Source organism: Vibrio thalassae (assembly GCF_900089835.1).
In the GTDB taxonomy this organism is placed as follows: Bacteria; Pseudomonadota; Gammaproteobacteria; order Enterobacterales; family Vibrionaceae; genus Vibrio; species Vibrio thalassae.
The window spans coordinates 1573-27995 of sequence record NZ_OANU01000192.1; the positions used below are offsets into that span (position 1 = coordinate 1573).

At 44.4% G+C, this 26423-nt stretch carries 29 protein-coding genes and 3 pseudogenes; 17 read left to right on the forward strand and 15 right to left on the reverse strand.

Annotated features, from left to right (window positions below; all coding sequences use genetic code 11):
• Together VTH8203_RS24930 and VTH8203_RS23820 are read right to left on the reverse strand one after the other, a co-directional pair.
• Positions 1 to 183 (reverse strand): annotated as a pseudogene (locus VTH8203_RS24930) (IS630 family transposase); the annotation flags it as partial.
• A gap of 13 nt (positions 184 to 196) precedes the next feature.
• Positions 197 to 685, reverse strand: coding sequence for an IS630 family transposase (locus VTH8203_RS23820; protein WP_096995795.1), 489 nt, complete (start codon positions 683 to 685; stop codon positions 197 to 199).
• 345 nt (positions 686 to 1030) lie between these two features.
• On the opposite strand from VTH8203_RS23820, the gene VTH8203_RS23825 reads away from it, so the two are divergent.
• Together VTH8203_RS23825 and VTH8203_RS23830 are read left to right on the forward strand one after the other, a co-directional pair.
• On the forward strand, positions 1031 to 2179 hold the full coding sequence (locus VTH8203_RS23825) for an S-(hydroxymethyl)glutathione dehydrogenase/class III alcohol dehydrogenase (protein WP_096995796.1): 1149 nt from the start codon (positions 1031 to 1033) through the stop codon (positions 2177 to 2179).
• A gap of 175 nt (positions 2180 to 2354) precedes the next feature.
• Positions 2355 to 2687: a DMT family transporter gene (locus VTH8203_RS23830; protein ID WP_096995797.1), complete on the forward strand. Its 333-nt coding sequence runs from the start codon at positions 2355 to 2357 to the stop codon at positions 2685 to 2687.
• Between the two features lie 146 nt (positions 2688 to 2833).
• Here VTH8203_RS23830 and VTH8203_RS23835 read toward each other — a convergent pair whose 3' ends face one another.
• Genes VTH8203_RS23835 through hemC form a run of 4 tightly spaced genes read right to left on the reverse strand, consistent with a single transcriptional unit; the run spans position 2834 to position 6889 of the window.
• On the reverse strand, positions 2834 to 4018 hold the full coding sequence (locus VTH8203_RS23835; protein WP_096995798.1) for a heme biosynthesis protein HemY: 1185 nt from the start codon (positions 4016 to 4018) through the stop codon (positions 2834 to 2836).
• A complete protein-coding gene (locus tag VTH8203_RS23840; RefSeq protein WP_096995799.1) occupies positions 4015 to 5202 on the reverse strand; it encodes a uroporphyrinogen-III C-methyltransferase in 1188 nt (395 codons plus the stop codon). Before VTH8203_RS23840 ends, VTH8203_RS23835 begins: the two co-directional genes overlap by 4 nt.
• Positions 5186 to 5944, reverse strand: a complete 759-nt coding sequence (locus VTH8203_RS23845) for a uroporphyrinogen-III synthase (RefSeq protein ID WP_096995800.1) — start codon at positions 5942 to 5944, stop codon at positions 5186 to 5188. The genes VTH8203_RS23840 and VTH8203_RS23845 overlap by 17 nt, the downstream gene beginning before the upstream one ends.
• A 6-nt stretch (positions 5945 to 5950) precedes the next feature.
• The gene (gene hemC / locus VTH8203_RS23850; RefSeq protein ID WP_096995801.1) at positions 5951 to 6889 is read right to left on the reverse strand and encodes a hydroxymethylbilane synthase; all 939 of its coding nucleotides are present in this window, start codon (positions 6887 to 6889) and stop codon (positions 5951 to 5953) included.
• 346 nt (positions 6890 to 7235) lie between these two features.
• On the opposite strand from hemC, the gene VTH8203_RS23855 reads away from it, so the two are divergent.
• A complete protein-coding gene (locus tag VTH8203_RS23855) occupies positions 7236 to 9764 on the forward strand; it encodes a class I adenylate cyclase (RefSeq protein WP_096995802.1) in 2529 nt (842 codons plus the stop codon).
• Here VTH8203_RS23855 and cyaY read toward each other — a convergent pair.
• Positions 9761 to 10075 (reverse strand): iron donor protein CyaY, encoded by a 315-nt coding sequence (gene cyaY, locus VTH8203_RS23860; RefSeq protein WP_096995803.1) that lies wholly within the window; start codon positions 10073 to 10075, stop codon positions 9761 to 9763. The two genes, VTH8203_RS23855 and cyaY, sit on opposite strands and share 4 nt — an antisense overlap.
• Positions 10076 to 10149: 74 nt before the next feature.
• Between cyaY and lptM the strand changes: the two genes are divergently transcribed.
• The 6 genes from lptM (at position 10150) to yigB (ending at position 14851) form a co-directional block, all read left to right on the forward strand.
• Positions 10150 to 10269 carry an LPS translocon maturation chaperone LptM gene (gene lptM, locus VTH8203_RS25830; RefSeq protein ID WP_006074698.1) on the forward strand — a complete coding sequence of 40 codons (120 nt, stop codon included), beginning with the start codon at positions 10150 to 10152 and terminating at the stop codon, positions 10267 to 10269.
• Between the two features lie 36 nt (positions 10270 to 10305).
• Positions 10306 to 11559 carry a diaminopimelate decarboxylase gene (gene lysA / locus VTH8203_RS23870; RefSeq protein ID WP_096995804.1) on the forward strand — a complete coding sequence of 418 codons (1254 nt, stop codon included), beginning with the start codon at positions 10306 to 10308 and terminating at the stop codon, positions 11557 to 11559.
• Positions 11560 to 11569: 10 nt separating this feature from the next.
• Positions 11570 to 12400 carry a diaminopimelate epimerase gene (gene dapF, locus VTH8203_RS23875; RefSeq protein WP_096995805.1) on the forward strand — a complete coding sequence of 277 codons (831 nt, stop codon included), beginning with the start codon at positions 11570 to 11572 and terminating at the stop codon, positions 12398 to 12400.
• 98 nt (positions 12401 to 12498) lie between these two features.
• Complete coding sequence (locus VTH8203_RS23880; protein WP_096995806.1) at positions 12499 to 13212, forward strand: DUF484 family protein; 714 nt, start codon at positions 12499 to 12501, stop codon at positions 13210 to 13212.
• Positions 13190 to 14131, forward strand: coding sequence for a tyrosine recombinase XerC (xerC, locus tag VTH8203_RS23885; protein WP_096995807.1), 942 nt, complete (start codon positions 13190 to 13192; stop codon positions 14129 to 14131). The genes VTH8203_RS23880 and xerC overlap by 23 nt, the downstream gene beginning before the upstream one ends.
• Positions 14132 to 14851 (forward strand): 5-amino-6-(5-phospho-D-ribitylamino)uracil phosphatase YigB, encoded by a 720-nt coding sequence (gene yigB, locus VTH8203_RS23890; protein ID WP_096995808.1) that lies wholly within the window; start codon positions 14132 to 14134, stop codon positions 14849 to 14851.
• Here yigB and VTH8203_RS23895 read toward each other — a convergent pair.
• Both VTH8203_RS23895 and VTH8203_RS23900 read right to left on the reverse strand, forming a co-directional pair.
• The gene (locus VTH8203_RS23895; protein WP_096995809.1) at positions 14846 to 15448 is read right to left on the reverse strand and encodes a tRNA-uridine aminocarboxypropyltransferase; all 603 of its coding nucleotides are present in this window, start codon (positions 15446 to 15448) and stop codon (positions 14846 to 14848) included. The two genes, yigB and VTH8203_RS23895, sit on opposite strands and share 6 nt — an antisense overlap.
• Positions 15445 to 16479, reverse strand: coding sequence for a COG3650 family protein (locus VTH8203_RS23900; protein ID WP_096995810.1), 1035 nt, complete (start codon positions 16477 to 16479; stop codon positions 15445 to 15447). Before VTH8203_RS23900 ends, VTH8203_RS23895 begins: the two co-directional genes overlap by 4 nt.
• Positions 16480 to 16533: 54 nt before the next feature.
• Here VTH8203_RS23900 and VTH8203_RS23905 point away from each other — a divergent pair, with 54 nt between their 5' ends.
• Positions 16534 to 16992, forward strand: coding sequence for an EVE domain-containing protein (locus VTH8203_RS23905; protein WP_096995811.1), 459 nt, complete (start codon positions 16534 to 16536; stop codon positions 16990 to 16992).
• Between the two features lie 81 nt (positions 16993 to 17073).
• Here the strand turns inward: VTH8203_RS23905 and VTH8203_RS23910 are convergent, their stop codons facing one another.
• Both VTH8203_RS23910 and VTH8203_RS23915 read right to left on the reverse strand, forming a co-directional pair.
• Complete coding sequence (locus tag VTH8203_RS23910) at positions 17074 to 17895, reverse strand: Cof-type HAD-IIB family hydrolase (RefSeq protein WP_096995812.1); 822 nt, start codon at positions 17893 to 17895, stop codon at positions 17074 to 17076.
• Between the two features lie 130 nt (positions 17896 to 18025).
• Complete coding sequence (locus VTH8203_RS23915) at positions 18026 to 19027, reverse strand: alpha/beta fold hydrolase (protein WP_096995813.1); 1002 nt, start codon at positions 19025 to 19027, stop codon at positions 18026 to 18028.
• Between the two features lie 126 nt (positions 19028 to 19153).
• Here VTH8203_RS23915 and VTH8203_RS23920 point away from each other — a divergent pair, with 126 nt between their 5' ends.
• On the forward strand, positions 19154 to 19339 hold the full coding sequence (locus VTH8203_RS23920; RefSeq protein WP_096995814.1) for a LysE family translocator: 186 nt from the start codon (positions 19154 to 19156) through the stop codon (positions 19337 to 19339).
• A gap of 17 nt (positions 19340 to 19356) precedes the next feature.
• Complete coding sequence (locus VTH8203_RS23925) at positions 19357 to 20583, forward strand: EAL and HDOD domain-containing protein (protein WP_096995815.1); 1227 nt, start codon at positions 19357 to 19359, stop codon at positions 20581 to 20583.
• Here the strand turns inward: VTH8203_RS23925 and VTH8203_RS23930 are convergent.
• Positions 20580 to 21590, reverse strand: a complete 1011-nt coding sequence (locus VTH8203_RS23930) for an amidohydrolase family protein (protein ID WP_096995816.1) — start codon at positions 21588 to 21590, stop codon at positions 20580 to 20582. The genes VTH8203_RS23925 and VTH8203_RS23930 overlap by 4 nt on opposite strands.
• A 67-nt stretch (positions 21591 to 21657) precedes the next feature.
• Complete coding sequence (locus VTH8203_RS23935) at positions 21658 to 21978, reverse strand: DUF2500 domain-containing protein (RefSeq protein ID WP_096995817.1); 321 nt, start codon at positions 21976 to 21978, stop codon at positions 21658 to 21660.
• Positions 21979 to 22237: 259 nt separating this feature from the next.
• On the opposite strand from VTH8203_RS23935, the gene VTH8203_RS23940 reads away from it, so the two are divergent.
• The 4 genes and pseudogenes from VTH8203_RS23940 (at position 22238) to VTH8203_RS23960 (ending at position 25111) form a co-directional block, all read left to right on the forward strand.
• Positions 22238 to 22615, forward strand: coding sequence for a DUF4145 domain-containing protein (locus tag VTH8203_RS23940; protein ID WP_096995818.1), 378 nt, complete (start codon positions 22238 to 22240; stop codon positions 22613 to 22615).
• 873 nt (positions 22616 to 23488) lie between these two features.
• Positions 23489 to 24109, forward strand: coding sequence for a lysoplasmalogenase (locus VTH8203_RS23950; protein ID WP_096995819.1), 621 nt, complete (start codon positions 23489 to 23491; stop codon positions 24107 to 24109).
• Between the two features lie 100 nt (positions 24110 to 24209).
• Positions 24210 to 24446: a YecH family metal-binding protein gene (locus tag VTH8203_RS23955; protein WP_096995820.1), complete on the forward strand. Its 237-nt coding sequence runs from the start codon at positions 24210 to 24212 to the stop codon at positions 24444 to 24446.
• Between the two features lie 77 nt (positions 24447 to 24523).
• A pseudogene (locus VTH8203_RS23960) lies at positions 24524 to 25111 on the forward strand (YhgN family NAAT transporter).
• A 24-nt stretch (positions 25112 to 25135) separates the two neighbouring features.
• Here VTH8203_RS23960 and VTH8203_RS23965 read toward each other — a convergent pair.
• Positions 25136 to 25441 carry a DUF1145 domain-containing protein gene (locus tag VTH8203_RS23965; protein WP_096995821.1) on the reverse strand — a complete coding sequence of 102 codons (306 nt, stop codon included), beginning with the start codon at positions 25439 to 25441 and terminating at the stop codon, positions 25136 to 25138.
• Positions 25438 to 26082, reverse strand: coding sequence for a 16S rRNA (guanine(966)-N(2))-methyltransferase RsmD (rsmD, locus tag VTH8203_RS23970; RefSeq protein WP_096995844.1), 645 nt, complete (start codon positions 26080 to 26082; stop codon positions 25438 to 25440). Before rsmD ends, VTH8203_RS23965 begins: the two co-directional genes overlap by 4 nt.
• Positions 26083 to 26288: 206 nt before the next feature.
• On the opposite strand from rsmD, the pseudogene VTH8203_RS25320 reads away from it, so the two are divergent.
• A pseudogene (locus VTH8203_RS25320) lies at positions 26289 to 26423 on the forward strand (signal recognition particle-docking protein FtsY); the annotation flags it as partial.

Here is a 26423-nt window from a genome sequence, read left to right on the forward strand (position 1 = left end):
GACCATTGCTTCTCCGAGCTCTCTAGTGGGGCATACTGAGCCAAACAAATAAGCATACTCAAATTGCTGTTGTTTTACCGCTCTAGGCCTTGAACCACGTTCAGCCCAAAGTCGAGTTGTCGTATTTTGCTGGCCAAATATTGCTTCATCTTGAAACCAAACATCAACTCTCTCAAGTCCCATATGTCCGTGGATCTTAAGGATCGTTTCGATTTTGAATTTTTTTAAAATCGTCTTGGATTTGTTGGGATTGTTTAGGGTGCTTGGAGCGGGAGGTTATCCAAGAAAAGCCCATATGATTGAGCAAATAATAAATAGAATCTGGGTGGTAGTACTTACCAAACTCTTCGGCGATATAGGTATGAATGTCAGCACCAGTTAATCTACCCCCTGATGAATCCTCTGCTCGATTCTTTATGTATAGGCTTAATTGCTCACGTTGTTGAGGATTAAGGAAAGCAGGCCGACCCGTTCTTGGTTTTTCTTGCAACCCATCAAGCCCATCCTCAAGGAAAGTTTGTACCCATTTGTTGACACTGGTTCTACTGACTTTAAGGAACTTGGCAATTTGGGTGCGAGAGTGACCATCTTTAAAGTGGGACAACGTAAGTAATCGCATCTTCATCTGGATAGATTTTTGTTGGCTAGCGAGCTTTTTAAAGTCAATGTTATCGAGGCTGTCCATAGCATCCGTTTTTTCGCAAAAGTAATAGCATCAATTAGATCATATTTTTACTTAGATTGGTATTAACCACGTAGAACTAGGTACTATCTTATCTATCATACTTTCATATCAAGCATTAAATCTGTCTTAGGGCATTTAACCAGCTAGCATAAAGCCGGTATTAGCGTTGCAAACATAGGCTGTTCTATAACATGGCTCAAGATCGCTGCTCGTTTCCCCTACTTCTTACGGTATTAATTCCTCTCTTTTTATATTATTACTCTGTGGTAATAATTAATTTCAAAATTCTTGTATTATCAATTTTTAGTAAACATCTATACTAACCACAACAACGAAGCAGCGGAGATGGTTATTCTCAGCTACGTTTACTTCGACATTGATTCAAATACTAAAACGGTCTCATGGGCCGCTGGCGAACCTTTAAAAATGGAAGAGGTTGATGTACAGCTTCCTAAAGCAGGTGAAGTACTTGTTCGTATCGTAGCAACAGGTGTATGTCATACAGATGCGTTCACATTATCAGGTGATGATCCTGAGGGTATTTTTCCTTCAATCTTGGGCCATGAAGGTGGCGGTATCGTCGAAATGGTCGGCGAAGGTGTGACTAGTGTTGAGGTCGGTGATCATGTTATACCGCTTTACACTGCGGAATGTGGTGAGTGTAAATATTGTAAGTCAGGTAAAACTAACCTTTGCCAAGCTGTTCGCGAAACACAAGGTAAAGGGCTAATGCCAGACGGTACCAGTCGTTTTTCTATTAATGGCGAAACGATTTTCCACTACATGGGTTGCTCAACATTTTCTGAGTACACAGTACTTCCAGAGATCTCATTAGCTAAAGTTGCGAAAGAAGCGCCATTAGAAGAAGTGTGTCTACTTGGTTGTGGCGTCACTACTGGTATGGGTGCGGTTCTTAACACTGCAAAAGTCCAAGAAGGCGATACTGTTGCAGTATTTGGTTTGGGTGGTATCGGTCTTTCAGCCATTATTGGTGCACGCATGTCAGGTGCAAAAACCATTATTGGTGTCGATATCAACGAAAGCAAATTTGAGTTAGCAAAACAACTTGGTGCGACTGACTGTATTAACCCAATGAAGTTTGATAAACCAATCCAAGAAGTGATTATTGAAATGACTGATGGTGGTGTTGACTATTCATTCGAGTGCATTGGTAATGTTAACGTAATGCGTCAAGCATTAGAGTGCTGCCATAAAGGTTGGGGTGAGTCTGTGATTATCGGTGTTGCAGGGGCGGGTCAAGAGATCTCAACACGTCCATTCCAGTTGGTAACTGGCCGAGTTTGGCGCGGTTCTGCTTTTGGTGGCGTAAAAGGTCGCTCAGAGCTTCCAGAAATCGTAAACCGTTATATGGCTGGTGAGTTTGGTTTGCAAGAGTTCATTACTCACACCATGGGTCTACAAGACGTCAATGAAGCATTCGAACTGATGCATAAAGGCGAATCTATCCGTACCGTTCTTCATATGGATAGATAAGGTTTATGAGCCGCAGTAAAGGCTCTTAGCTCTTAATAAAAGGTCGAGGATTGATGATTTTTCTCGACCTTTTTGTTTTCAGTTATCTTTCTGTTTTCACGAAATCAATGGCTCTTGCTGAATTAAGTGAGGGTTATTCGTCATCTTCTAAAAGCAAATTAATAGGAATATCTTGATGAGCTGGTTTTTCATTATCTTTGCCGTACTATCCGAAGCAATTTCTCATGTAGCGTTGAAAGCAACGGACGGTTTTAGTTTGTCTAAACCTATTCCGGCCGCAATCGTGGTGGTTGGCCATTTAGCTGCATTCCTGTTCTTGAGCCAAGCGATGAAAGGCATGCCTGTTGGGGTTGTGCATTCACTATGGGCGGGGTTAGCTATTGTTGCTGTTAGCTTGATTTCGACCTTTGTTTATCGCCAACACTTAGACCCGATAGTATGGGGTGGCATCGCTTTCGTGGTTGTGGGTGTGATGATGATTAACTTCTCACAGGGCCATGTGCATTAACTGGCCTTGTAAATGCGCAAATTAGACTGTGACTTATATTGATTGAGTATGATGTCAGATACAAAGAACCCCGCATTAGAGCGGGGTTCTTGTTCAAAGGTCTAAAACCCTTAGAAGTTCAGTCAAAAGTGGCTTAACACTAACTTTTATTGCTTGCTGTCGATAAGCGTTAGCGCCTTTCTAGACACTTCGCTGGCCGCTTTCGATAGGTTTTGCTTCTCTAATGTATCAGCAAGATAAGCATAATCAGAAACATCGGGGCGAAGCGAAAGTGCACGTTCAAAGTGGCGCTGTGCTTCGGGCCATTTTTCTGCTCTGAAGTAGAACTGTGCCAGTGCACTTTGTGCTTCAGGTGTGTCAGGTTGTTTCTTCACGGCGTCTTCAAGTAGTACAACGACAGGATGTGTATCTGCAAGGTTTAGCTCTGGCAGAACTTTATACAAGTCATCATGGCCCTGTTTTTTCAGCGTTTCTTTAATCACAGTAAACGCCTCAGCGTCCGCTTTACGAGCAATGAGCTGCTTACTAAAACAACCCACTAGGTGAGTACTTTGACGTGTTTTACGTAGCAACTTATTCCAGTGGTTGATCAATCCTTCGCTGCCTTGTTGACTTGCAATGTCTTCGAGTAAACCGCACTGAGCACGTTCATTGAGCTCATTTTGCTCTTGTTCATCGATGAGTTTTGCTTTGTGAAGTTTAGGTAACAGATCGATAAGCGCCTGCCATTCGCCTAACTCTCGATAAGTTGTTTTTTGAAGGCTTAAAACAATCGAGTTGTTTGGATGCTCCGCTTTGAGAGTCTCTAGTGTGCTTGCTGCAACTTCCCATTCTTCTTCGCGGACGGCTTGTTTAGCTCTGGTTAGCTGAACCGCAAGTTCGGAGTTCTCTTGCTTAGAGGCTAGCTCCAGGTAATGGTCACGCTTTGCTTTGTCCCCTTGTCCTAGGGCTGCCTCAGAGGCAACGAGATAACACAAAAGCGGCATATCATGGTAATTGGCCCAGCGAGTCACTTTTTTCTCGGCGAGCTTCCAATCGCCTTCCAGTAACTTAATGATGCCTTCATTGGTGTAGCGACGTGAACGACGCATCTTCCGAACGCTAAAATAGTTGAACGTTGTGACACTGGTGTAAAGCACCTTCTTAATGATGTATTCAAGTAGAAACAAGCCTGCTAGCGCAGCGATGACGAATACCACCAGTGTGGTTACGCTCATCTCGATGGTTTTATTGGCTATTGAGATGAGGACGTAACCTTGTTGACCAGAGAACTGAGTGCCAACAAATAGACCCGCGCCGAGTACGACGAAGAGAAAGATTAATCGAATCATTGTTTCTCCTCCGTAATGATGCTGGTGACTTCACGGCGCAGACGTTCATTGATGACATCAGACAGCTGAGCTTGAGTTTCCAATTTCACAGGATAGTTCACTTGGATATTTTGCTGACTTAGTTTACCTAGTGCAGCGTTAAACTCTTTCACACTATTATTGTTCATATCGAAAAATGACTCAGACCATTTTTCAGCGGTCTCTAACGACATCTTGTAGATTTCGCCTTGTTCTTTGTACACCGCACGAATCGCTGTTTCTATTTTGGATTTGATGTTTTCTTTGAGATAGAAATCTTGTTCTGGTGAAAGCAGTGGAATCACATTTCCATCACGAGAACGGAAGGTAATGAAGTTGTCTGAAAAATCTTTTAGAGACGTCATCAGGTTGTCTTGCCAGTCATAAATATCTTCTGAGACTTGGCGTTTTTCTACGGCAGGTGCGTCTGGAAGGATGGCGTTAGCAAGAGGTAGCTTGTCCACCTCTTGCTGGAGAGAGGTCAGTCGAAGTACCAGCCCGTCACGATCCACCAATGGAACAGTGCGTAGTTTGGTGATGTCATTTGCCATCGATTGACGAAGCGAAACTAAGCTTGGGTCATTGAGTGCCGCGATACGTTGATCTGCGCTTTCCATCAAGCGTGTCGCACTCACGACATCGTGTTCTAGGAATAACTTACGGCCAGCGAGTTTCACCAAATAGTCCGCCTCAGCAAGCAGCCAATCGTTAGGGCGACGACCTTTAACGTCGGCAACGGCTAGTTGTAAGCTTTCAATACTTTTCTGTTGTTGACCTAATACCACTTCGGCTTTGTGAGTGACCGTTTTTGCTTGTTCGAGCGTTTCCGATTGCACTTTTTGCATCTCATTGCTTAAGCTGCTTGTTGTCGCTTGGAGCTGTGATTCTAGCTTCGCGATGCGTGCTTCATAATCACTGGCTTGTTTTTGCATTTGGTAGCTCAGGCCGCCACCAAAAATGACCGCCAAAACGATAGCAACTGCACCGAGCTTAACACCGCGTTTGCCTTGTTTTTCTTCGAATTCTGGCGTTGATGTGGTTGGTTTCGCTTGCTCGTTTTGAGAAGCGCCTTGTTCAGGTTTTGGGGTGTCAGATTCTGGGGCTAAAGCCTTAACGTCATGTTTTTCTTCAGACTGGATTTGCTCGTCTTTATTTTTGTTGGTCATTGTTAAGTCCTATTTCTAGACGCTGGAGAGCAGCAAATATTGTAGAGTTCGATGCACCTTGGGTATTGGTAACGTTATTAAATCCCTTTGTCATCGCTAAAGTAGCAATTCGTTCACTCGGAACCAAGAGCTGTTGTTGTGTTAACCAGCTAAGATCTGGTCCTGATACTTGAGACAATAAAAACTCAAGTTGTTCACCACTAGTTACGATCAGCGTGTCGATACCCATTGTGCGCCATTGTGTTAAAGCGTCTGGTTTTAGTGGTAGATATCGGCGCTGGTAGGTTTCTAGGTATTGAACATCAGCGCCAAGTTCACAGAGCTGCTCATGAATGAGCTCTCGGCCACCGTTACCGCGCAGAATGATGACGTGCTTACCCGACACCTCTGCTAATTCTGGCAACGCCAACAAGTGTTCACTATCGCTTACCGTGGGATAGTTTACGTTTTGTTGACTGAGTTTGCTTAATTCATGTGCGGTTTTTTGACCAACCCCTAGATAAATACAGGAGCTAGGTAACGAGAGCTGTTGATGAATAAGAATGCGTTGGAAGGCGTAGACGGCGTATTGGCTTACGGCAATGATGATATCTGAGCGTTGCAACAATGTATCATCGACGACAAGCTGCACATTATCTTGAATATCAATGAGCGGTTGATGGAGGGCAATGCCCCCCATTTTTTCTATGAGACTACAAAGTTCTGCGCCTTGATTTTCAGGGCGTGTAACCAATACTCTCATGGGTCATTACTCGTGTTCTTGGTAGAGCTTTTCTAGGATTGCTTTAGCGCCATCATCGAGCAGTTGATTGGCGAGTTGAACGCCTAGTGCCTCAGCATCCGCTCGTTTTCCACGAATCTCACCACGAACGATTTTTGAACCGTCTGGCTCACCAACCAACGCTCGCAGCCAAATGTCGTCGCCGTCAAGCAGTGAATAGCTGCCAATAGGAACTTGGCAACCGCCTTCTAATGTCAGGTTCATTGCTCGCTCACATAAAACGCGATCTGCTGTTTCTGCGTGATTAAGAGGTTCGAGCAGTTTAATTAGTCTTTCATCATCAAGGCGACATTCGATACCGACTGCACCTTGCCCCACTGCTGGTAGAGATTCTTCCGGCTCAATAAAGCTGCGAATACGTGATTCAAGCTCTAAACGTTTCAGGCCTGCAGCGGCAAGAATAATGGCATCATATTCACCGTTATCCAGTTTTCCTAGGCGAGTGCCTACGTTGCCACGTAGCTCTTTGATGACTAGGTCTGGACGCTGCTCTTTTAATTGACACTGTCTGCGTAGACTGCAAGTACCCACAATAGCCCCTTCCGGCAATTCGCTGATGCTTGCATAATGGTTGGAAACGAAGGCATCGCGTGGATCTTCGCGCTCGCAAATTGTGACTAGGCCTAACCCTTCAGGGAAGTCGACAGGAACGTCTTTCATTGAATGAACCGCAAGGTCTGCGCGCCCTTCGAGCATAGCGATTTCCAACTCTTTAACAAACAAGCCTTTACCGCCTACTTTTGCCAATGGGGTATCTAGAATGATATCGCCTTTGGTGACCATAGTAACTAACTCAACGTCCAGTCCAGGATGCGCGGCAATGAGGGCATCTTTGACATAATGAGCTTGCCATAGGGCAAGAGGACTTTTTCGGGTAGCGATTCGTATTGGCTGAGTTTGCGTCATATCGTTCTCGTGAGCATTTCTTTGTGTTTGGGCATGGCATAATCCTAACACTGTCTCTATGAAATGCTTAGTGATTTCCCAGTAGCTCAGCAAGGTGACAACTTAGCTTGTCACAAATATTGTTAATGGTGTGAGGTCAATCGCATTTGTTATTGCGGCTACTGTTAGAATTGTCCGCTATGATTTGGAAGGCAAAACCAAATCCTCGATGTTGTGCTGTGAGGGGCTGTAGTGCCGAGTATTGCTTTACCGCCTATAATAAAAATGATACATTGATCACGTTTTGAACGCTTGTTTGTTTAAAACCTACGCAATATAGCAGTTAGATTAAACCTAGGAATCACCCTTGCAGGCTTACACTCATACTCTTATCCAGAGACTTGATAATCTCAACCAGCAGCGTATTGAGCGCGCGCTGGCGCTTATGGATATGCAAGGACAACGTGTATTCCAATTAATTGCCGCGCTTTTCCATTTCAACCATCCTATTATCCCTGGCTTTTTTGAGACGGACAGCCCTAGCGGTTTGTACGGTTTTGAAGCCAATGAAGTTCAACGCCAATTCCTTGATGATATAGCGTTAGCTTTGGGGCAACCGCTACCAGAGCCACGCCAACACGATATTTTAGGCCTATATACAATGGGCAGTACGTCGTCGATTGGCCAAAGCACATCAAGTGATTTGGATATCTGGGTATGTATCTCTCCAGAAATGCCAACAGAAGCCCGTGAAAAACTGAGCAATAAGTGCTTATTGATCACCGACTGGGCTAAAGGTTTGGGTGTTGAAGCCAATTTCTTTTTGATGGACGAAGAGCGTTTTCGTAGCAATATCTCCGAAGAAATGACTGGTGACAACTGCGGTTCATCACAGCACCTTTTGTTGCTCGATGAGTTCTACCGTTCAGCTGTCCGACTTGGTGGTCAACGGTTGTTGTGGCAAGTTGTGCCTCCGGAAATGGAAGAGTGCTACGAAGATTATGTTGAGCTGCTTTGCCAAAATGGTTACATCAATTGTGATGAGTGGATTGATTTCGGCCGGCTCAATCGTATCCCTGCCGAAGAGTATTTTGGCTCAAGTTTATGGCAGCTATATAAGAGTATCGATTCGCCTTACAAATCGGTATTAAAAGCGATTCTATTAGAAGCCTACTCGTGGGAATATCCACATACTCAATTACTGAGTATCGATACTAAGCGCCGATTTTTTGCTGATGTGCCAGACCTTTATGGTATGGACGCGTATTACCTGATGCTTGAAAAGGTGACGCGTTATCTAGAACGTATTGGCGATACGACTCGCCTAGATTTAGTTCGTCGCTGTTTCTACCTAAAAACTCATGAGAAGCTATCTCGTGAGCCTGGTATTGGCTCTGTGCCTTGGCGTCGTGAGGCGTTAGGTGAAATGACGTCTCAGTGGCAATGGTCACAAGAGGTGTTACAGGAGCTAGATAGTCGCCGTAACTGGAAAGTAGAGCAAGTGATGGTCGTGCATAATGCACTGCTCGACGCTTTGATGCTCAGCTATCGTAACTTGATTCAGTTTGCTCGTCGTAATGACATTACTTCTGCGATCAGTCCACAAGACATCAGTATTCTGGCGCGTAAGCTCTACGCTGCTTTTGAAGTTCTGCCGGGCAAGGTAACGCTGCTGAATCCACAAATTTCTCCTGACTTGCATGAACCTGATTTGACTTTTATTGAGGTGAAAGAGGGTAAGAGCTACAAGCCAGGTTGGTACCTTTATAAACAGCCACTGATTCCTCATCGCATTTTAGGTCAGCCTGCACTTGAGCATAATGAATACCTAAGTAAGCTGGTGGCTTGGGCTTTTTTCAACGGTTTGATTACGGAGTCAACCCACCTCAACTCTGTGGTACGTGAGGCGCATATCGACATCGATAAGTTCTATCAGATGGTCAGTGATTTGCGTAATACCTTCTCATTGCGTAAGCGTCGTCCAAGCATGCAAGCACTTGGCAGTCCTTGCGAAATTAGTCAATTGGCGATGTTCATCAACTTTGAGAACGACCCAACATCAGAGCTGTCAGCGAAAACGTCAAAAGTAGACTTAAAAAACGTCGATATTTTGAGTTTTGGCGAAGAAGGCAAAAGTCTTATCGGTTCGGTAGATCTGGTTTATCGTAATTCGTGGCATGAAGTTCGTACTCTTCATTTTGAAGGGGAAACGGCGATGCTCGACGCTTTGAAAACCGTACTAGGCAAGATGCACCAAGACGCGTTACCTCCTGAGTCAGTGGATGTATTCTGCTACAGCAAAAACTTACGTGGTGTTTTGCGTAATACCGTGTATCAATTGCTTGCGGAGTGTATCGAGTTACGCTTGAAACCGGTTGATCAAGAAAAACGTCGACGTTTTAAAGCCATTAAAGTCGCTAACCAAATGTATGGTTTGTTCTTTGAGCGTCGCGGTGTGTCAGTTCAAAAGTTAGAAAACTCGGTAGACTTCTATCGCAGTATTTCAACCAATAAACTGCAAGGGGCACCGCTTTTGATGCTGGATCGTGAAGAACAATTCCAATTGCCAGAAGTAGTAGACGGGTTTGCGAGTGAGGGTTTGATTCAGTTCTTCTTTGAAGATACCGATAATGGCTTCAATATTTACGTGCTTGATGAATCGAACCAAGTGGAAGTGTATCATCAGATGCGAGGCAGCAAAGATGAAATGATCGCCAGTGTAAACAGCTTCTACACTTCAAATGTCGATAGTGAAATGTCATCGAAGTTAATTAACTTCAACTTGCCACAGTATTATCAGCTTATTCATCCCGAAGAGGGAGGAGAACCTTATATCATTCCTTATCGTAATGATGGCTCTCCAAACTCGAAAACGTCCAAAGCAGTAAACGCTTAAACCCAGTCGATATCTTCGCCGGCGTGTTTCTCACACTCGGCTTTAACCATGTCCATCAACTCTACATTGGTTTTTGAACAGGTCCATGCGCCATCCACTAGTTTGAAGTGGAATCCGCCAGATTTTGACGCTAACCAAATCTCGTGCATCGGTTCTTGACGGTTGATGATGATCTGGCTGCGGTCTTCAAATTCCAAAGTCATGACATTACCAGACACTTCGTAATCAATATCTGCACCTGAATCATCGATGGCTTCTTCGATGTTTTGCATCTGCTCATCGACTAATTGGTGAAATTCCGTGTCGTTCATTTTGTAATCCTATTGCTTTTCTAATTCGTGGTGCGATTATAGGGGGCATTGATTCAATAATCACGATATGCAAAATGAAAAAGACGATTACCGCATTTTTTATGCTCGTCGTAGTGACATTAGCGGGCTGTGGTCAAACAGGACCACTTTATCTTCCAGCTGATGACGCACCTGCGAACGAGCAAGCTCAATAATCACCGCCATCGATACAGTGTAAAGGGATACAGGATTTGGATTATTTCAACTATCAGGACGATGGCCAGCTTTGGGCCGAGGAAACGTCACTTACGCAACTTGCCGAGCAATACGGCACTCCGCTATATGTCTATTCAAGAGCGACGCTAGAGCGCCACTGGAATGCGTTTGATAAATCGGTGGGCGACCACCCACATCTCGTGTGCTACGCAGTCAAAGCGAACTCTAATATTGGCGTGCTAAATACATTGGCTCGTCTTGGTTCAGGTTTTGATATCGTCTCCGGTGGTGAGTTAGAACGTGTCGTAGCAGCGGGCGGCGAACCAAGCAAGGTGGTGTTCTCAGGTGTGGGTAAAACCGCGCAAGAAATGCGCCGTGCACTAGAGCTAGGTATTAAGTGTTTCAATGTTGAATCTGAACCCGAATTAGAGCGACTCAATCAAGTCGCAGGTGAAATGGGGGTGGTAGCGCCGATTTCATTGCGAATTAATCCAGATGTGGATGCTCATACACACCCTTATATCTCGACAGGGCTACGTGACAATAAGTTTGGTATCGCGTTTGACCGTGCACCAGCGGTGTACAAGTTTGCTCAAAGCTTGCCAAACCTCGCCGTTCATGGCATTGACTGCCATATCGGTTCACAGCTAACCGAGATTGAACCATTTATTGATGCCACGGATCGCCTTTTGGCTTTGATTGATGAGCTACGTGAGGATGGGATTGATATAAAGCATCTTGATGTTGGTGGTGGACTCGGCGTGGTATATCGTGACGAATTACCACCACAACCTTCAGAGTACGCTAAGGCGCTGTTATCTCGATTAGAGAATCATCCTGACCTTGAGCTTATCTTCGAGCCTGGCCGCGCTATTGCCGCGAACGCTGGTGTGCTGCTGACTAAAGTTGAATTCCTTAAACATACTGAACATAAGAATTTTGCGATTGTTGACGCTGCAATGAATGATTTGATGCGCCCAGCATTGTATCAAGCTTGGCAAGACATCATTCCAGTGTCACCGCGAGAAGGTGAAGCTTTAACTTACGACCTCGTTGGACCTATTTGTGAAACGGGTGACTTTGTCGGTAAAGATCGTTCTTTAGTGTTAGAACAAAACGATTTACTCGCCGTTCGCTCTGCAGGTGCTTATGGTTTCGTTATGTCTTCGAACTACAATACGCGACCACGTGTAGCGGAAATCATTGTTGATGGAGACAAAGCTCATGTTGTGCGTCAGCGCGAATCGCTGCCAAGTCTTTGGGAATTAGAAAGCATCTTACCGGAGTAATTGAACCACTATGCATTTCCACTTTTCTAAAATGCACGGTTTGGGTAATGACTTTATGGTCGTTGATTGTATTACCCAGAACGTATTTTTCTCACCCGATCTTATTCGTCGTTTAGCGGATAGACATACAGGTGTGGGTTTCGATCAGCTTTTGATTGTTGAAGCGCCGTATGATCCAGAAACTGACTTTCACTATCGCATTTTTAATGCCGATGGCAGCGAAGTTGAGCAGTGTGGGAATGGCGCGCGTTGTTTTGCGCGTTTCGTGCAGATGAAAGGGTTGACCAATAAGTACAGCGTGAGTGTGAGTACCAAGAAAGGCAAAATGGTCTTAAAGCTGGAAGAGAATGATTTGGTCACGGTGAACATGGGGCAACCTGAGTTTGAGCCAAATAAGATTCCTTTCAAAGCCAAGCAAAAAGAGAAAACTTACATCTTACGTGCTGGTGAGCATACGCTGTTCTGTGGCGCGGTGAGTATGGGGAATCCTCATGTTGTGACTGTGGTCGATAGCACTGAAGATGCGGATGTCGAACAACTTGGTCCATTGCTTGAATCGCATGAGCGTTTTCCAGAGCGTGTGAACGCAGGCTTTATGCAAGTATTGAGTCGCCATGAAGTGAATCTGCGAGTGTATGAGCGGGGAGCCGGTGAAACTCAGGCTTGCGGAAGCGGTGCTTGCGGGGCTGTTGCCATTGGCATTGTTCAAGGGCTATTAGATGAGAATGTCACAGTACACTTGCCTGGAGGCGATTTAACGATCAGCTGGAAAGGTGAAGGTCATTCGTTAACTATGACGGGACCTGCAACTCACGTGTTTGATGGGCAGATTTCTTGCTAGTCAATGCACCTTGAGGTCACTTGGGTATATACTAATGGCGGGTCGATGATAGACCCGCCATTTTTTTATCTATCTGACAGGGAATAAAGGGAAACATTTTGTCTGAGTTTGAAGCGAACCACCTAACAGCAGAAGTGGTAGCACAATATCTTTCTGATCATCCAGATTTTTTTAAGGGTAGAGAGTCGCTAGTAGAATCCCTTTCCCTTCCGCACCAACAGCAAGGAGCGGTTTCTCTCGTAGGTATCCAATTGCAACGACAGCGCGAACGTATTGAAGCGTTGGAAGAAGAAATCACCGCCTTGATGTCTTTGGCCGCTCGTAATGATAAAACCTTCTATGAGTTTATGTCACTGCAAGAGAACTTACTCAAATGTCGCGATCTGCTAAGTGTTGTTAATGCGATTAAGCAGACGGCACAAGGGCTTAACCTTAATGGTTACTTGAAGCTTATCGATGAACAGAGCAGCGACAAGCTTTCAATGGAAAGCTGGCAGCGTTTCACTACCAATCACCTTAATGGAAAAGACGCTTATTTAGGGCGCCTACGTCAAGCCGATAGAGCCATGTTGTTTACAGAGCAGCAGATTGCTAATGGGAAGGTTCCTGAGCTAGGTTCGTATGTTGTGCTGCCATTAAAGCGCCAGTTTGCCCAAGGTTTGTTGATTTTTTCCAGCGAGGACGGCGGTCATTTTCAGCCAGACATGGATACCTTATTTTTAAGACATTTAGCGCTAGTGGTCTCTTATCTTTGTGAAAGTTTAGAGTGGCAAGCGCAAGAGGAAGACGATGTCAGACCAAGCACTGCCTAGTGGATTGCAAAAACCGCTAGAGCGTTTCTACGAGTACCTTCGTAGTGAAAAAGGGTTAAGCCTCCATACGCAACGCAACTATCGCCAACAGTTAGAAACCATGGGTATGCACCTGCACGAAATGGGGGTTGGTGCGTGGACACAAGTCGATGCGGGATGGGTAAGACAACTTGCCGGCAAAGGCATGCGTGAAGGTATGAAAGCCAGCAGCATCGCCACACGGCTCTCATCGTTGCGAAGTTTCTTTGATTTCCTTATTTTACGTGGCGAGCTTACGGCCAATCCCGCTAAAGGGGTGAGCGCCCCGCGTAAGCAACGTCCATTGCCGAAAAATCTTGACGTTGATGAAGTGAATCAACTGCTGGAAGTGGATGAAGATGACCCATTGGCGGTGCGTGATCGGGCCATGATGGAAATGATGTATGGTGCTGGATTGCGTTTGGCAGAAATGGTCAGTATTGACGTCAAACACCTGAATTTATCCAGCGGCGAGCTTCGTGTTATCGGTAAAGGTAATAAAGAACGTAAGGTGCCATTTTCAGGCTATGCCACGGAATGGGCGAAGAAATGGCTCAAAGTGCGGGGTGAGCTTGCCAATCCGGGAGAAGTGGCGCTGTTTGTGTCGAAGTTGGGCACCCGTATCTCTCATCGTAGTGTACAAAAGCGTATGGCGGAATGGGGGCAGAAACAGTCTCTTGCTAGTCATGTCAGCCCACATAAACTACGTCATTCATTCGCTACGCATATGCTAGAGTCGAGTAACAACTTGAGAGCCGTACAAGAGCTGCTAGGTCATGAAAACATTTCGACCACTCAGATTTATACCCACCTCGACTTTCAACATTTGGCTCAAGCTTATGATCAGGCACACCCTCGTGCCCATAAAAATGGCCCCTCTAAAAAGAAAGAGGATGAGTAAATGCGCTTTTATCGTAGCCTAGCACCTATCAAGGCCATGACCTTCGATCTTGACGATACGCTTTATGATAACTGGCCTGTGATTACTCGAGTAGAACAGCAAGCGGCACAATGGCTTTATCAGCAACACCCAATCAGTCAGGGTTGGGATGCGAAGCAATGGCATGAATGTAAGATGGCCTTGCTTAAAGCAGATCCTGCGTTGAAACACGATGTGACTCAATGGCGATATCAGCAGATTAAGCAAGGGTTGGAGCAATTAGGCTACGATGATCTAAACGCTACCCAAGCAGCACAAACATTGATCGAAAAAGTGCTGATTTGGCGTAGCGACTTCGATGTTCCACATGAAACACATAGAACACTCTCTGTTTTGAGTAAACAGATCCCGTTAGTGGCTATCACCAATGGCAATGTAGATGTGGAGAAGATAGGGCTTCATCAATATTTTGATCTGATTCTTAAAGCAGGACCAGATGGACGAGCGAAACCTAACTCCGATATGTTTGATAAGGCAGCACAGCATTTAGCTGTGCCACGTCGTCATATCCTGCATGTTGGCGATCATGTCGTCACCGATGTTGCAGGAGCGATACGCAATGGCTTCAGTGCTTGTTGGTTTAATGACAAAGAAAAATCAGCAAGGCAGACGGTGCGCCTCAAGCAATTGCCAGATATTGAAATTAATCATATCCAACAATTACTTGAGCTTCAGCTATAACGTGCTTTTTTGAGAACAGATAGGCAGAGCGTGCCCACTACGCTCTGCTTGAAACCATTGCAAATACTGTTCAAAGAACGTCAGCATTGCGTTGGCATCATCACCACTTTCTAGCTCTCTGACCATTTGTGCGCATACTTCAAGCGTGCACAGATTTCCCGCTTGTTGATTGCGCCTTAGTTGATACTGAGAGCTTTGCACCGCCTCAAGATGAACTTTAGGCAAGTCTTGTAGCCACTGGCTGCGATTCAACATTTTCTTCGCTTCTTGCCATGTAGCGTCTAGTACAATGAAATTACTTGTTGAGGGATGCTGTGCTTGCCATTGTGTTAGTGGCACGCTGTCTTGAGTAGGAAATACTAAGACAGGCGTGAATGCACAGCTTTCTGGCAGGCAGTATGGATCAGGCTGTTTACGCTGCCATTCACGGATATTGACCTGTTTGACCATTCGCGCAACGAGCTTGCCGGTATTTGTGTCTCGCTGAAATTCATTGGGATGAGTTAGCAGAGTAAAGCAAAGATCAGAAGCGATCGTTGGGATCGCTTCACAGTAGCAATTGTGGATAAAACCACACTTTATACACAGTTGCGTCATGATTCGTTGCTCTTGAACAGCACCAGACCACCATTTGCGATTGGGTAAAGTATGTCACCGACTTTTTCTTGAGTTGCTGTTAGCTGATTACCCGACAGCGTGAAAATTCGCTGTGACACTAGATACTGCTGCTGGTGGCGAGTCATGATGACTTGCACTTGTTGGTTATTGAGTTGCTGCCAAAATCCGCGTTCTTCTGTAGCCGGTGAGTTGTCTGGGTATTCATAGCGAGTAATCGCAGTATGATCAGGAAGTAGCGTCATAGAGACGGTAAACCCTGCATTTTCTGTAGATTGAGCTTGATAGTCGCCTGTCCACTTAAGGGTGGTGTCGCTGTTCGATAATGTCGCACAACCTTGTCTTGTCTGCTCATTCATGGTGAGCGCCGCGCTCCAACCATAAATCGTGTCACTCATAGTATCGCTACACAGCTTGCTGCTCATTTGTAGGTTGGCATTATCAAATTCATAGCGACGCGTACTCTGGGTTATGGTCGTATTTGTCAGATCAAGCGTTTGTTTATCTTCACCCAGTAAGGTAAAGCTCGCTTGCTGTGCATTATCAAACTTTAATGACCAAAACGGTTCGTTCCCCAATACTTGCGTAGATCGAAGTGGCTGCTCGCAGCGCTTTGGGTTTTCTGCAGTAAGCATATTGACCTGTTTCACGACAAAACGACCAGTGTAATCGGAATCAAACCCACGTTGACTTGGCGGTTCTAAATAACCGATGACTTCAGCATAAACGGGTTGGTAGGGTCTTTGGGTGAGCTGCTCGGCTTTTTCTTGCACTGCTTTGGGTAATTGAAGCCAATATTGATGTTGGCTACCACATGGCTGAATAGTGCGTGTCTCGTGACCGATAACCGCTTGGCCTCTCAGCACATAGGTTTGTGGTGTGATAGTTTCTGGGCGAGACAATTCAGCTAGCGGAACCTGACTGTCCTCGCTTGAATCCGTAGTGTTGAAAGAAGAACACGCTTGAAGCAATATGAGTGGAGCAAATGCGAGCGGTAAACGCGACATTTTCATTAATCTCTTCCTTAGTCAGTCAAAGTTACAAGAATCACAGATACAAGGACCATTATGGCATATTGGTTATTTAAAACAGAGCCAGACGAATTTTCGATTGATACATTACGTGTCAAAGGTACAGCCTGTTGGGATGGTATTCGCAACTATCAAGCTCGAAATATGATTCGTGATGAGATGAAGGTGGGTGACTCAGTCTTGATTTACCATTCATCATGCAAGCAAATAGGTGTAGCCGGTATGGCGACGATCATCAAAGAGGCTTACGTCGATCATTTTCAGTTTGATATTGAAAGCGATTATTACGATGCGAAGTCCGATCCCGATAATCCTCGCTGGTTAATGGTAGACATTGAGTTTGTCGAAAAGTTTAAGCGCGTGTTGCCGTTGAGTGTGCTAAAAACCATGCCGGAGTTAGTGGAGATGCCGTTGGTAAAAAGAGGCAACCGACTGTCGGTGATGCCTGTGACTGAATCTGAGTGGCAAGCGATATTAAGTCGCGTAGCTAGATAACAAAACCCCCATTCTCGATAGCGAGGATATGCGCTATATAGGGACGAGAGTGGGAGTATTTGACCGTTGGAAACGCCGCGTTTAGAGAAGGTTTTGTTTTAAAAACTCTGCGACGGCATCATCGGCATTGCTACCAATGACTTCATTATTAGGTAAAGCTCGCTTCACTTTGTCGTGAGCGTTTTCCATGATGTAGCCATGACCCGCCATTGTGAGCATTTCCACATCATTCATCCCATCACCAAAGGCGATGCAGTTTTTCAAACCAAGACCTAGTGTTTCAGCGACGGCTTTCAGAGCATCACCTTTTGATACTTCTTGTGCCATAACTTCTAAGCACCAAGGTGTTGAGAAAGCAATGTTTAGAGAGTTGCCAAACTTGGCACGCAAAGCGTGTTCAAATTCGACTAAATGTTCATGATCTTGTTTTGGATGCGTAATGAAGATTTTTGCAATACCAGAAGTTGGTGCTTGAGTAGCATCGAACAAATGGTAGGTAAATCCAGTTTCAGTATGGAATTTGCGTAAGTACTCATCTTCTTGGTTAAGTAACCACTTGTCATCTTGATACATATGAACAAACAATTCGCTGTCTGTATTGAGTACGTCAACGATAGGCTGTACCAATTCTTCGGGTACATTTTGGCTATACAGCAATTGATCGTTTTGGTCATGAACGCGAGCGCCATTTGATGTGATCATGTAAGCCGGAATGCCTACTGACTGACGAATGCCTGCGACATCGACGTGGTGACGACCAGTAGCAAAAATAAACGTATATCCCTTCGCGTGAAGTTCCTTAAGTGTTTGTTTGGAATTAGCACTAAGTTGGTGGTCAGTCGCCAGCAGTGTGCCGTCTAAATCAGAAGCAACAATTTTGATGGAATCGCGATTAAGGGTCATAGTTCTCTCTTTGTCATTGGAGGGTAGGTAAATGTGCAGCATTGTGGAATGCTCTATTGTAGGGGATATTAAACCAGAAAAAGAGGGTAAATGGGTTACAGAAATATTTCCTCATTTACCCTGCTAGTGTTTACTTTAGCGATGAGTTATCGGTACCAAAAAAGTGCTGAATGGCACTCATTGCTTGATTGCGATAGATATCTTTTTCAAACAACACTTCGTGTTTTGCGCCTTCCACTGTGATCATTCGAGCGTAGTTGTTGGTGCGAGAAAGCTTATTGATGAACTTTCGTTGGTCTTGATTGCTGACAATCTGGTCCGCGCCTGCTTGTACAAGCAGAAGAGGGATTTTCACCTGACGTGTTTGCTGGATGCATTGCTGAGCAGCCATCAGACCTTGCCACACCCAACGAGTACTTGGCCCACCAAGCTTGAGTTCAGGCATCCTCTCGTACAAATCTCTGAACCAGTGATAACGCACTTCGCTTTGAGATAAAGGGTTGATGTCAAATGGTTTGGCTACATACCCTTGATAGCCAGGAGCATACGTCGGCTTAGGGTAGATGGCCGTCATGATTTGAGCAACTAAGGTAGCAATTGGCTTTAGGTACCAAGGCACACTGACGCCATACATAGGTGCACTTAATGCAATCTTGTCGAACGAATGATTAGGATGAGTTTGAATAAAGCGTGTGGCGATGTTCCCGCCCATTGAGTGGGCGAGTAGATGACGCTGTTGGTAGTGCTCAAGTTCGAAGGTATCCAATATCATCTGCATATCGTCAAGGTAGTCGTCAAACTCATCGACATGTCCCATTTCGGGGTCTGGAGCTAGGTGAGTCGATAGACCTTGTCCACGATGATCAAAGGAATAGATGTCATAGCCTTGCTGAAAGAAGTCATAAAACAACTCTTGGTATTTCCATGCGGACTCTATCCGACCGTTCACAACCACGAGCGCTTTTTTGTGTTCTGGGCGAGTTAACTTGCACCAAAAGAGTTTGGTGCCATCTTTTGCCTTTAGCGTACCTTCCTGTCGACTTTCCCACAATTGAGCAATGTGTGAGTGAATAGCATGCTCAAAGTGTGACTCTTGAGTAAAAGTGACCTCGGTAGCGTTTAATTTGCTCATAAATTAGCCTATCTGGTGCTTTATGTGTAATATGCTGTTTTTTCGATGTTTTTGAATCGAATAGAATGCTTTGTGCCCACTATCCTCATGACTAGGATACGAGTAAATGACTGGTAAGGAAATACAATGGACTATCATGTTTGGTTAGCGTCTGTCATCACACCAATAATAGGACGACGGATTGGTCATCCGAAACCAGCACTAGAAATGGGACGAGAGATTCGAACGACTCGTATCATGGCTAAAATAGATCAGGTGGTTGGCGTCTTGAATGTTTATTGTGGTGCGCGGTTAGCCACCGACAAGTCATAGCGTAGTTGGGGGTGGATATGTACGCAACCTATGTCGCCCGCCAACCCATCCTTAATGCTCGTCGCCACACGTTAGGCTATGAGCTTCTTTTTCGTGATGGTGACAAAAATGCGTTTCCTGCGCATGTTGAAGCGAATCGAGCGACGTATCGATTAATTGCGGAAAATTATCTTTCTCTAGGAATGAATCCTGCTATCAGTGCTTCTCGGTGTTTCATTAACTTTCCACAGCAAAGCCTTGTCCGGCGATTACCATTAATTCTTCCCAAACAGAAGGTGGTGATTGAGATCTTAGAAACTTGCCGACCTGATGATGCGTTATATCAAGCCGTTAAAGAGCTTCATCAATTAGGGTACATGATTGCGCTTGATGATTTCGTGTATAGAGACGCTTGGGAGCGATTCTTACCATTTGTGCAGATAGTGAAGTTAGACATTATGGCGATGGGCGTGGAGAAAGCCTGTGCGTTTGTGCGACAGCAAAAAGCCAAAGGCAGCCCGCGCCATTATCTTGCAGAGCGCGTGGAAACTGAGGAAGAGTTTCAACTGACTAAGCAAGCGGGCTTTAAGTTCTTCCAAGGGTTCTTTTTCAGCAAACCTATTATGGAGAAACAAGTGTACATTAGCTCTGAACAGCTGGTGGCGATGGAGTTGTTTCAGCAGGTTTGTGTGCCAGAAGTGGATTTTGATAAGGTTGAGCAAATTCTGGCAAAAGATGTGGCCCTCTCATATAAATTGCTGCAGTTTGTGAACACCATGAGTCCTCGTTTAGATGCAGAAATTTCCTCTTTTCGCCAAGCATTAATTTATCTCGGCCAAGACAAATTAAAGTTGTTCGTTTCTCTAACGGTGGCTTCTTTTATTTCCAGTAATAAGCCTAAAGCGCTGTATGAGCTGTCTTTGCAACGGGCACAATTTTGTCGATTAATGACCAAATATCTCCAATTTAAACAGCACCAAGACCAAGCCTTTATGATAGGTCTGTTTTCTATTCTAGATGCTTTGATGGATCTGTCTTTGGATACCTTACTCAAGCAACTTCCCCTGTCTGATGAAATCAAAGGAGCATTGATAGAGCGACAAGGTCCTTATGGATGTTTGCTATCACTCGGCGAGTGTTTTGAAATGGCAGATTGGAAAGGTGCTGAGCATCATAGAATGCGGTTGGGTTTGTCTCAAAATGCAGTGTTTTCAGCGCTGGCGGATGCCCAGCGCTGGAGTCAAAAAATGCAGTCGCTGAGTTAACGGGTGCTCGGCAACACATCCAACATATTTTGGTAGGCCATTTTATCCGCGATGTTTTTCGGCAACGCGGACAAAACAGGATGCCATGTTTTTAGTGCAGCTTGTTGATACCCAAATGACCCCACGATATCACTGCCTACCATGAATCTCTCTGGATAGGCTTCAATGAGAGATATCCAACGTCGATCCAATTGGCCATCAGGCATGATGACGTCAATTAGCGTCCATGAGGCTAAGATGTACAGATTGTCATGTTCACTAAGTAAGTCAGCAACCGTTTCGTAGAGAAACTTCATCTTAATGGTTCGAGTAAGTGTCGATGTTGTACCCGCATGAGCCCATAAAAAGCGTGTATCTGGATTGGTACTCAATGCTTGCTCTAGTTCTTCGAGATAGAGCGGGTTATCTTCTCGCTGTGATGTAATATTGGTATGCAGTAACACTGGCAAATCGTATTGGGCGGCAAGTTGATACACTTTTTGCAACGCAGGATGATTGGCGCGAGGTTTTTCATCGGCAGTCAGTGCGGTTAAATGATCATGTCGAGTGATCACTTCACCAATGCCTTGCCAAAAATTAGGTCGGTATTTGAGTTCTTTTTCTATATGTTCCGCGGCATTCAGGTCAGTGGTATTAAAACCGCTCAAAAATGGGTGCAGCCTAGCTTGGCTCTCAGCGGGCAAAGCTTCAACGTCTCGGGCGATCAGCTCATCGGTGTGCGAGTAATAATACACAGGAGAGTCGTCGCCGTAGACAAAACGTGGCGCTTTAGGAGCGGAGGCGTCCCACTTTTTAATCACAGGCAGCCCCATCACATAGGCATGATCGATATTCAATTTATCCATATTGTCGATCAGGGCTTGAGCGCCTTCTGAACGCTGAAAGTAGTCAACAAGGTGAACTTCCGCGTCGTTAATCTTTCCTTGATAGGCTGCGCTGCAACCTGCTGACAAAATGGTGACAAGTGCAATAGAAAAATGCTGCCCAAGCTTTACTCGCAGACTCATTAGTCACATCCATAGGTTAGTTAGATAGCTAAAGCTAGCATGACTTGTATTGTTAAAGCTAAATAAATTAGCGAGTTAGTGAGAAGTGTAGGAATTTATCCCCTTGATATGTTAACTCTCCTTTATCCCCAGGGTTGAGGTGGTGATAGTAGTGCACTCCGATTTGAAACTCGCGTTTAGGCCCAAATGCTCCTTTCTGAATGTATATCCAATACTCATCTTCTTGGCTGGGGTCATCGGTAACGACGACTTGTTTATCTAAGATAGTAACCGCCGCTTTTCTTTCTGGAGCATCGACTCCCATGGTGTGTTTTTTTTGCACAAAAACAAAAAGATAGCCAGCAAGAACAATCAACACGATAAGAAGGATAACCAGGGGTATAGGCATAGAAACCTCGTATGTTTGAGTAGGCTGGAACTAAGATCGCACATATTCAGCAGAAAATAATCTGTAACCATCAACCATAGCGTCAATTTTAGGGTCATATCACACAAAAAATCGCCTTTTTAGGCTTAAATCTTTACTTGAATTTACCTAACAATTGTCGAAATCTTAATACAGATAGTTAACAATGGAGTGAATCAAATCTTTGGATAGTAGCCAGCACACTGATTTTCACATTTTTGCTGGTTGTGGAGGGATGCTTATGTCTGACATTGAAAGTGTAGTGTTGCGAACGAGACGCTTAGAGAAGTTATTAAGGCAGCAATATCGGGCTGATGGGAAAGGGTTGCATCAATTAGTATCAAGTTGTGAAGAGCGCTTGCCGCACGATATCATTAATAAACTGAGATATATTGCCACTATCCGCAATCAGATGATTCATGAGGATGACTTTGAACTTGAACTTGATGACAAATCTGACTTTATGAGGGCTTGTGACGAATGCGAGCAAGAACTGACGCCACGAAGTAGTCGCTTTATTTGGCGGACGGCAATGTGGCTTATGGCCTTGATTACCCTGTTAGCGATGGGCTTTTACTATATGCACTGGGAAAAAGTGCTGCATATTTTGTCTAAGTAATGTTGTCTAAATAACTTTGAAAACGAAAAAGGGACGCGAAAGCGTCCCTTTTTTTGTCTTTCTAGCTCTAGCTAGTAAAGCATCGGCAGTGTCATCAATCCAACCACGACGGCTATCATCACGAGACCCTGCTTCTGAGAAGATGAAATCATAACACTGCTCCTTTCTTAAATTCCTATCTTGTTAAACAGAATAGCACTGTTTTTTTGTGTTTGGCAAGCTAGAAAGTAAATATCTTCTGTTTTTTGCTATTTTCTTTCCGTTAATTAGGGTTTTAAGGACAATAAAACAGTGTGTTTTCTTCGCTTTAAATGTGTTCGATACGGTTTTTTAGCAAATTTTGTTTTTTAAGTTGTTGTTTTTTAATGGTAAGTTTGGGTCACGAAATTGATTATTATTAAAGCTTGTGATTATGTTGGTTTAGCTGGTTTTGTATGCCCTAAGTGAGCTTTGTGTTGGTAAGTGGTCAGGATGGTGAAGAAAATCTTGCTCAGTGAGATTAATCCTCTAAAACTTCCTATCAAAAGAGAAGAAAAGTTGTAGTTTAATGAGTGAGTCAAATAGTGAACAATGCCGAATTTTATCTATTAGTCTATGAAAAACAAAAGATAAATTTTTATCTATACTGTTTGGTTTCTTGGTTTTATTAGTGCAATTGCAAGAAACCTAGCTCCGATCTCTCTTTGGCGTAGTAAACGTTTGCTTATGATTTTTAGCCACCGAGAAGAGACAACGTGTTTATCTTCGACAATCTCACGGTATGTCAATGTCAATCTTATTTAATTTAAAGCAAGTCCAACTTTTCGCCCTATCTACTGGACAGCAAAAGTGAGCCCAATACACTGGCGTGGATAACAAGAATTAGGTGTGTGTATGTGGAGTTGGCTGGCGATAGCTTTATCGTGTTTGCTGTTTATTTTTGCTGTCGAGAAGGGCGATAAGATTCGAAGTGTATTTTTTAGCGCTTTGACTCATTGTCTGCTGATTATACTGTTAGTGACGTCAAAGATAGCGACGCAATATGAGTTATGGGTACTGATTGGATTGAGTGCCTTCTTATTTAGTGATGTTGTTGGTCAATACTCTCGGTTTGCAAAGCTCAGCTTTATTGGGTACTTGGTAGCCCAGGCGTTTTACAGTTGGGCGATGTGGGGGCAGGTGAACAGTCAATTTGTGTTATGGCTTCCCGCACTGATGCTTTGTATTGCTATTGTGACTTTTTTTCTGCTTCTACCTCGTGTTGATTCATTTTTAGTGCCTGTTACCGTGATGGGCATTTCATTGGTGCATTTAGTGTGTGCTGCTGGTGAAGCATGGCTTGTACAAGGGAGTATCTCGTCCTTGTTGGGATTTCTTGGTGGCACCACTATGGCCCTTTCGGCTGTCTTATTAGCGCTGGACAAATATCGCTTTCACTCCCGCCGCGCTCGGTATGCCATCTCAGGTAGTTATTATTTAGCTCACGCTTTGATCGTAGCTTCTACCCTCAGTTAGCTACCGTTTGAACTAACAATGAGCGCGTTTGAGGTAGATCATCACGGTATGGTTTACTTCTGCGCTAACATTTGGCGAACGATTGTTTGAGGATAAAGACATGACAGCATCTATTCATGCTCATCAAGTACTTAACTTATTGCGTGACAAACCGATGACGCGCGAGCAATTAGAACAAACTGTTATCGAACAGTTTGGTGCAGAGGCACACTTTCGCACTTGCAGTCGTGAGGGTTTCGACCTTGATGCTTTGTTGGTCTTTTTTGTTGAAAAACAGAAAGTGATTGAGAATCAGGGACAATGGGAACTCAATATTGAGCGTGTGTGTTCTCACTAGACGAGATTGTTTCGACTCAAAAACGATGACTAAGCCTGCTATACTTAACGCCAACCTCTTGTTAGCAGGCTCTACTTATGGATATTCTCTCCGCAGCGACCATGTTGTTTCTTATCATGGATCCGCTCGGCAACCTTCCCGTTATTCTCTCTATCTAAAAACACCTCGACCCGAAACGAAGGCGGAAAGTTCTCGCGCGTGAGTTATGCTTCGCTTTACTCATTTTGATGTTATTCCTTTTTGCAGGGCAAAGCATACTAACGTTTCTTCATGTGAAACCAGAAACACTGAGTATTTCTGGCGGTATCATATTGTTTATCATTGCGATACGAATGATCTTTCCTCAGACCGGCAGTGTCGCTGGCTTAGCGGCCGGTGATGAACCATTTATTGTACCGATGGCGATTCCCATGATTGCGGGGCCGTCAGTCATTGCTTCTATCCTGTTGCTATCAACGCAAAACCCCAACAGTTTAATGGAGCTATCCTTTGCGGTATTCATCGCTTGGGGCGCCACTTTCTTTATTTTGATGTTCTACAGCTTCTTCCATAAGCTGTTAGGAGAAAGAGGTCTAAAGGCGGTGGAGCGATTAATGGGGTTACTGCTCGTTATGATTTCGACGCAGATGTTCTTAGATGGAATAAAGAGCTACATGGAAAGTTAAAAAAAGCCGCTTAAGCGGCTTTTTTTATTTGTCTTCGGTTTCTTCAGCTTTGTCGGCAGTGGTTCCCATCATGTGCTTTTGTCGAATATCGAGAAGAGCAAAAATACCAAATGCGAGAATGGAGTATTTTTCCCATGTACCAAGCTTGAGCTTGTCACCAAAGGCTCCAAGGAAAATAGCCATCTGAACACCATGCATTAAGAACAGAAACGCAGTCATGATATACAATGCGATGGCGCCTTTTCCTGGGAATGGATGGAAAATATTCAGTATCAACACAAACCAAACAAACCCAAAGGCGATCTTCGCCAGCATTAATAGTGCTTTCATTTTGTTTCCCTCTCAAATAATCGATAACAAACCTGACCCGCTGTTTTTTCTTTTAGTGGATCCCAGTGCTCAGGGATGATGTCGATTTGCAGTTCTTTTTCCGTTTCAATATAGATTAACGCATTGTCAGTAAGCCAACCATTATCTTCAAGTTTTTGAACCACTTCTGGCAGCAAGCCTTTACGAAATGGTGGATCGATAAACACCACATCATGCGGTTGTCCTTGCTGGTCTAAATAGTTCAGTGCATTGCCATGATGCGTGACGATATTGTCGGCCTTCACCAGTGCCACGTTACTAACAAGTTGTTTGTAGGCTTTGTCGTTGAGCTCAATCATAGTAACTTGTTCAGCCTGTCGAGAAGCTGCTTCAAACCCTAAGCTTCCTGAGCCTGAAAACAGGTCTAGCACCTTCGCGTGCGGAATATCTTGGGCTAACCAGTTAAAGACCGTTTCTTTGACTCGATCAGTGGTTGGACGAAGTCCTTCAGCATCATGAACTGGTAACTTGCGTCCACGCCATAAGCCGCTAATGATGCGAACACTACCCATAGCTGCTTTACCATTGCGGGTGACTCCCGACCGGGATGCCGTCTTCTGGGACGGTTTTTGTGATGGAGTTTGCTTGTGACGTCTAACCATAGATTTTTTGACCGACAATTAAGTGTTACTATAACGGGCTCATTAAAGAGCTTAATTGGATAAGTGACGAAGTGTACCAATCTCTGACTAAAGTTTTCACTGCTTTGTCGCAATTATTTTTTGCATCGCTTGTCGTATATCGATAGCGTTTTAAGCAAATCCGAATTTAAGACCATTTGAAAAGACAGTATTCAGGATAGTTTCAGATGACAGAAAAGAAAAAACGCGGGTTACTCTCGTGGCTTGGTTTTGGTGATGAAGAGCAAGCGCCGCAAAAACAACAAGAGACATCCGCTGACGTTGAAGCCGAACAACCGCAGCAAGAAAATAGTGATGTAGAG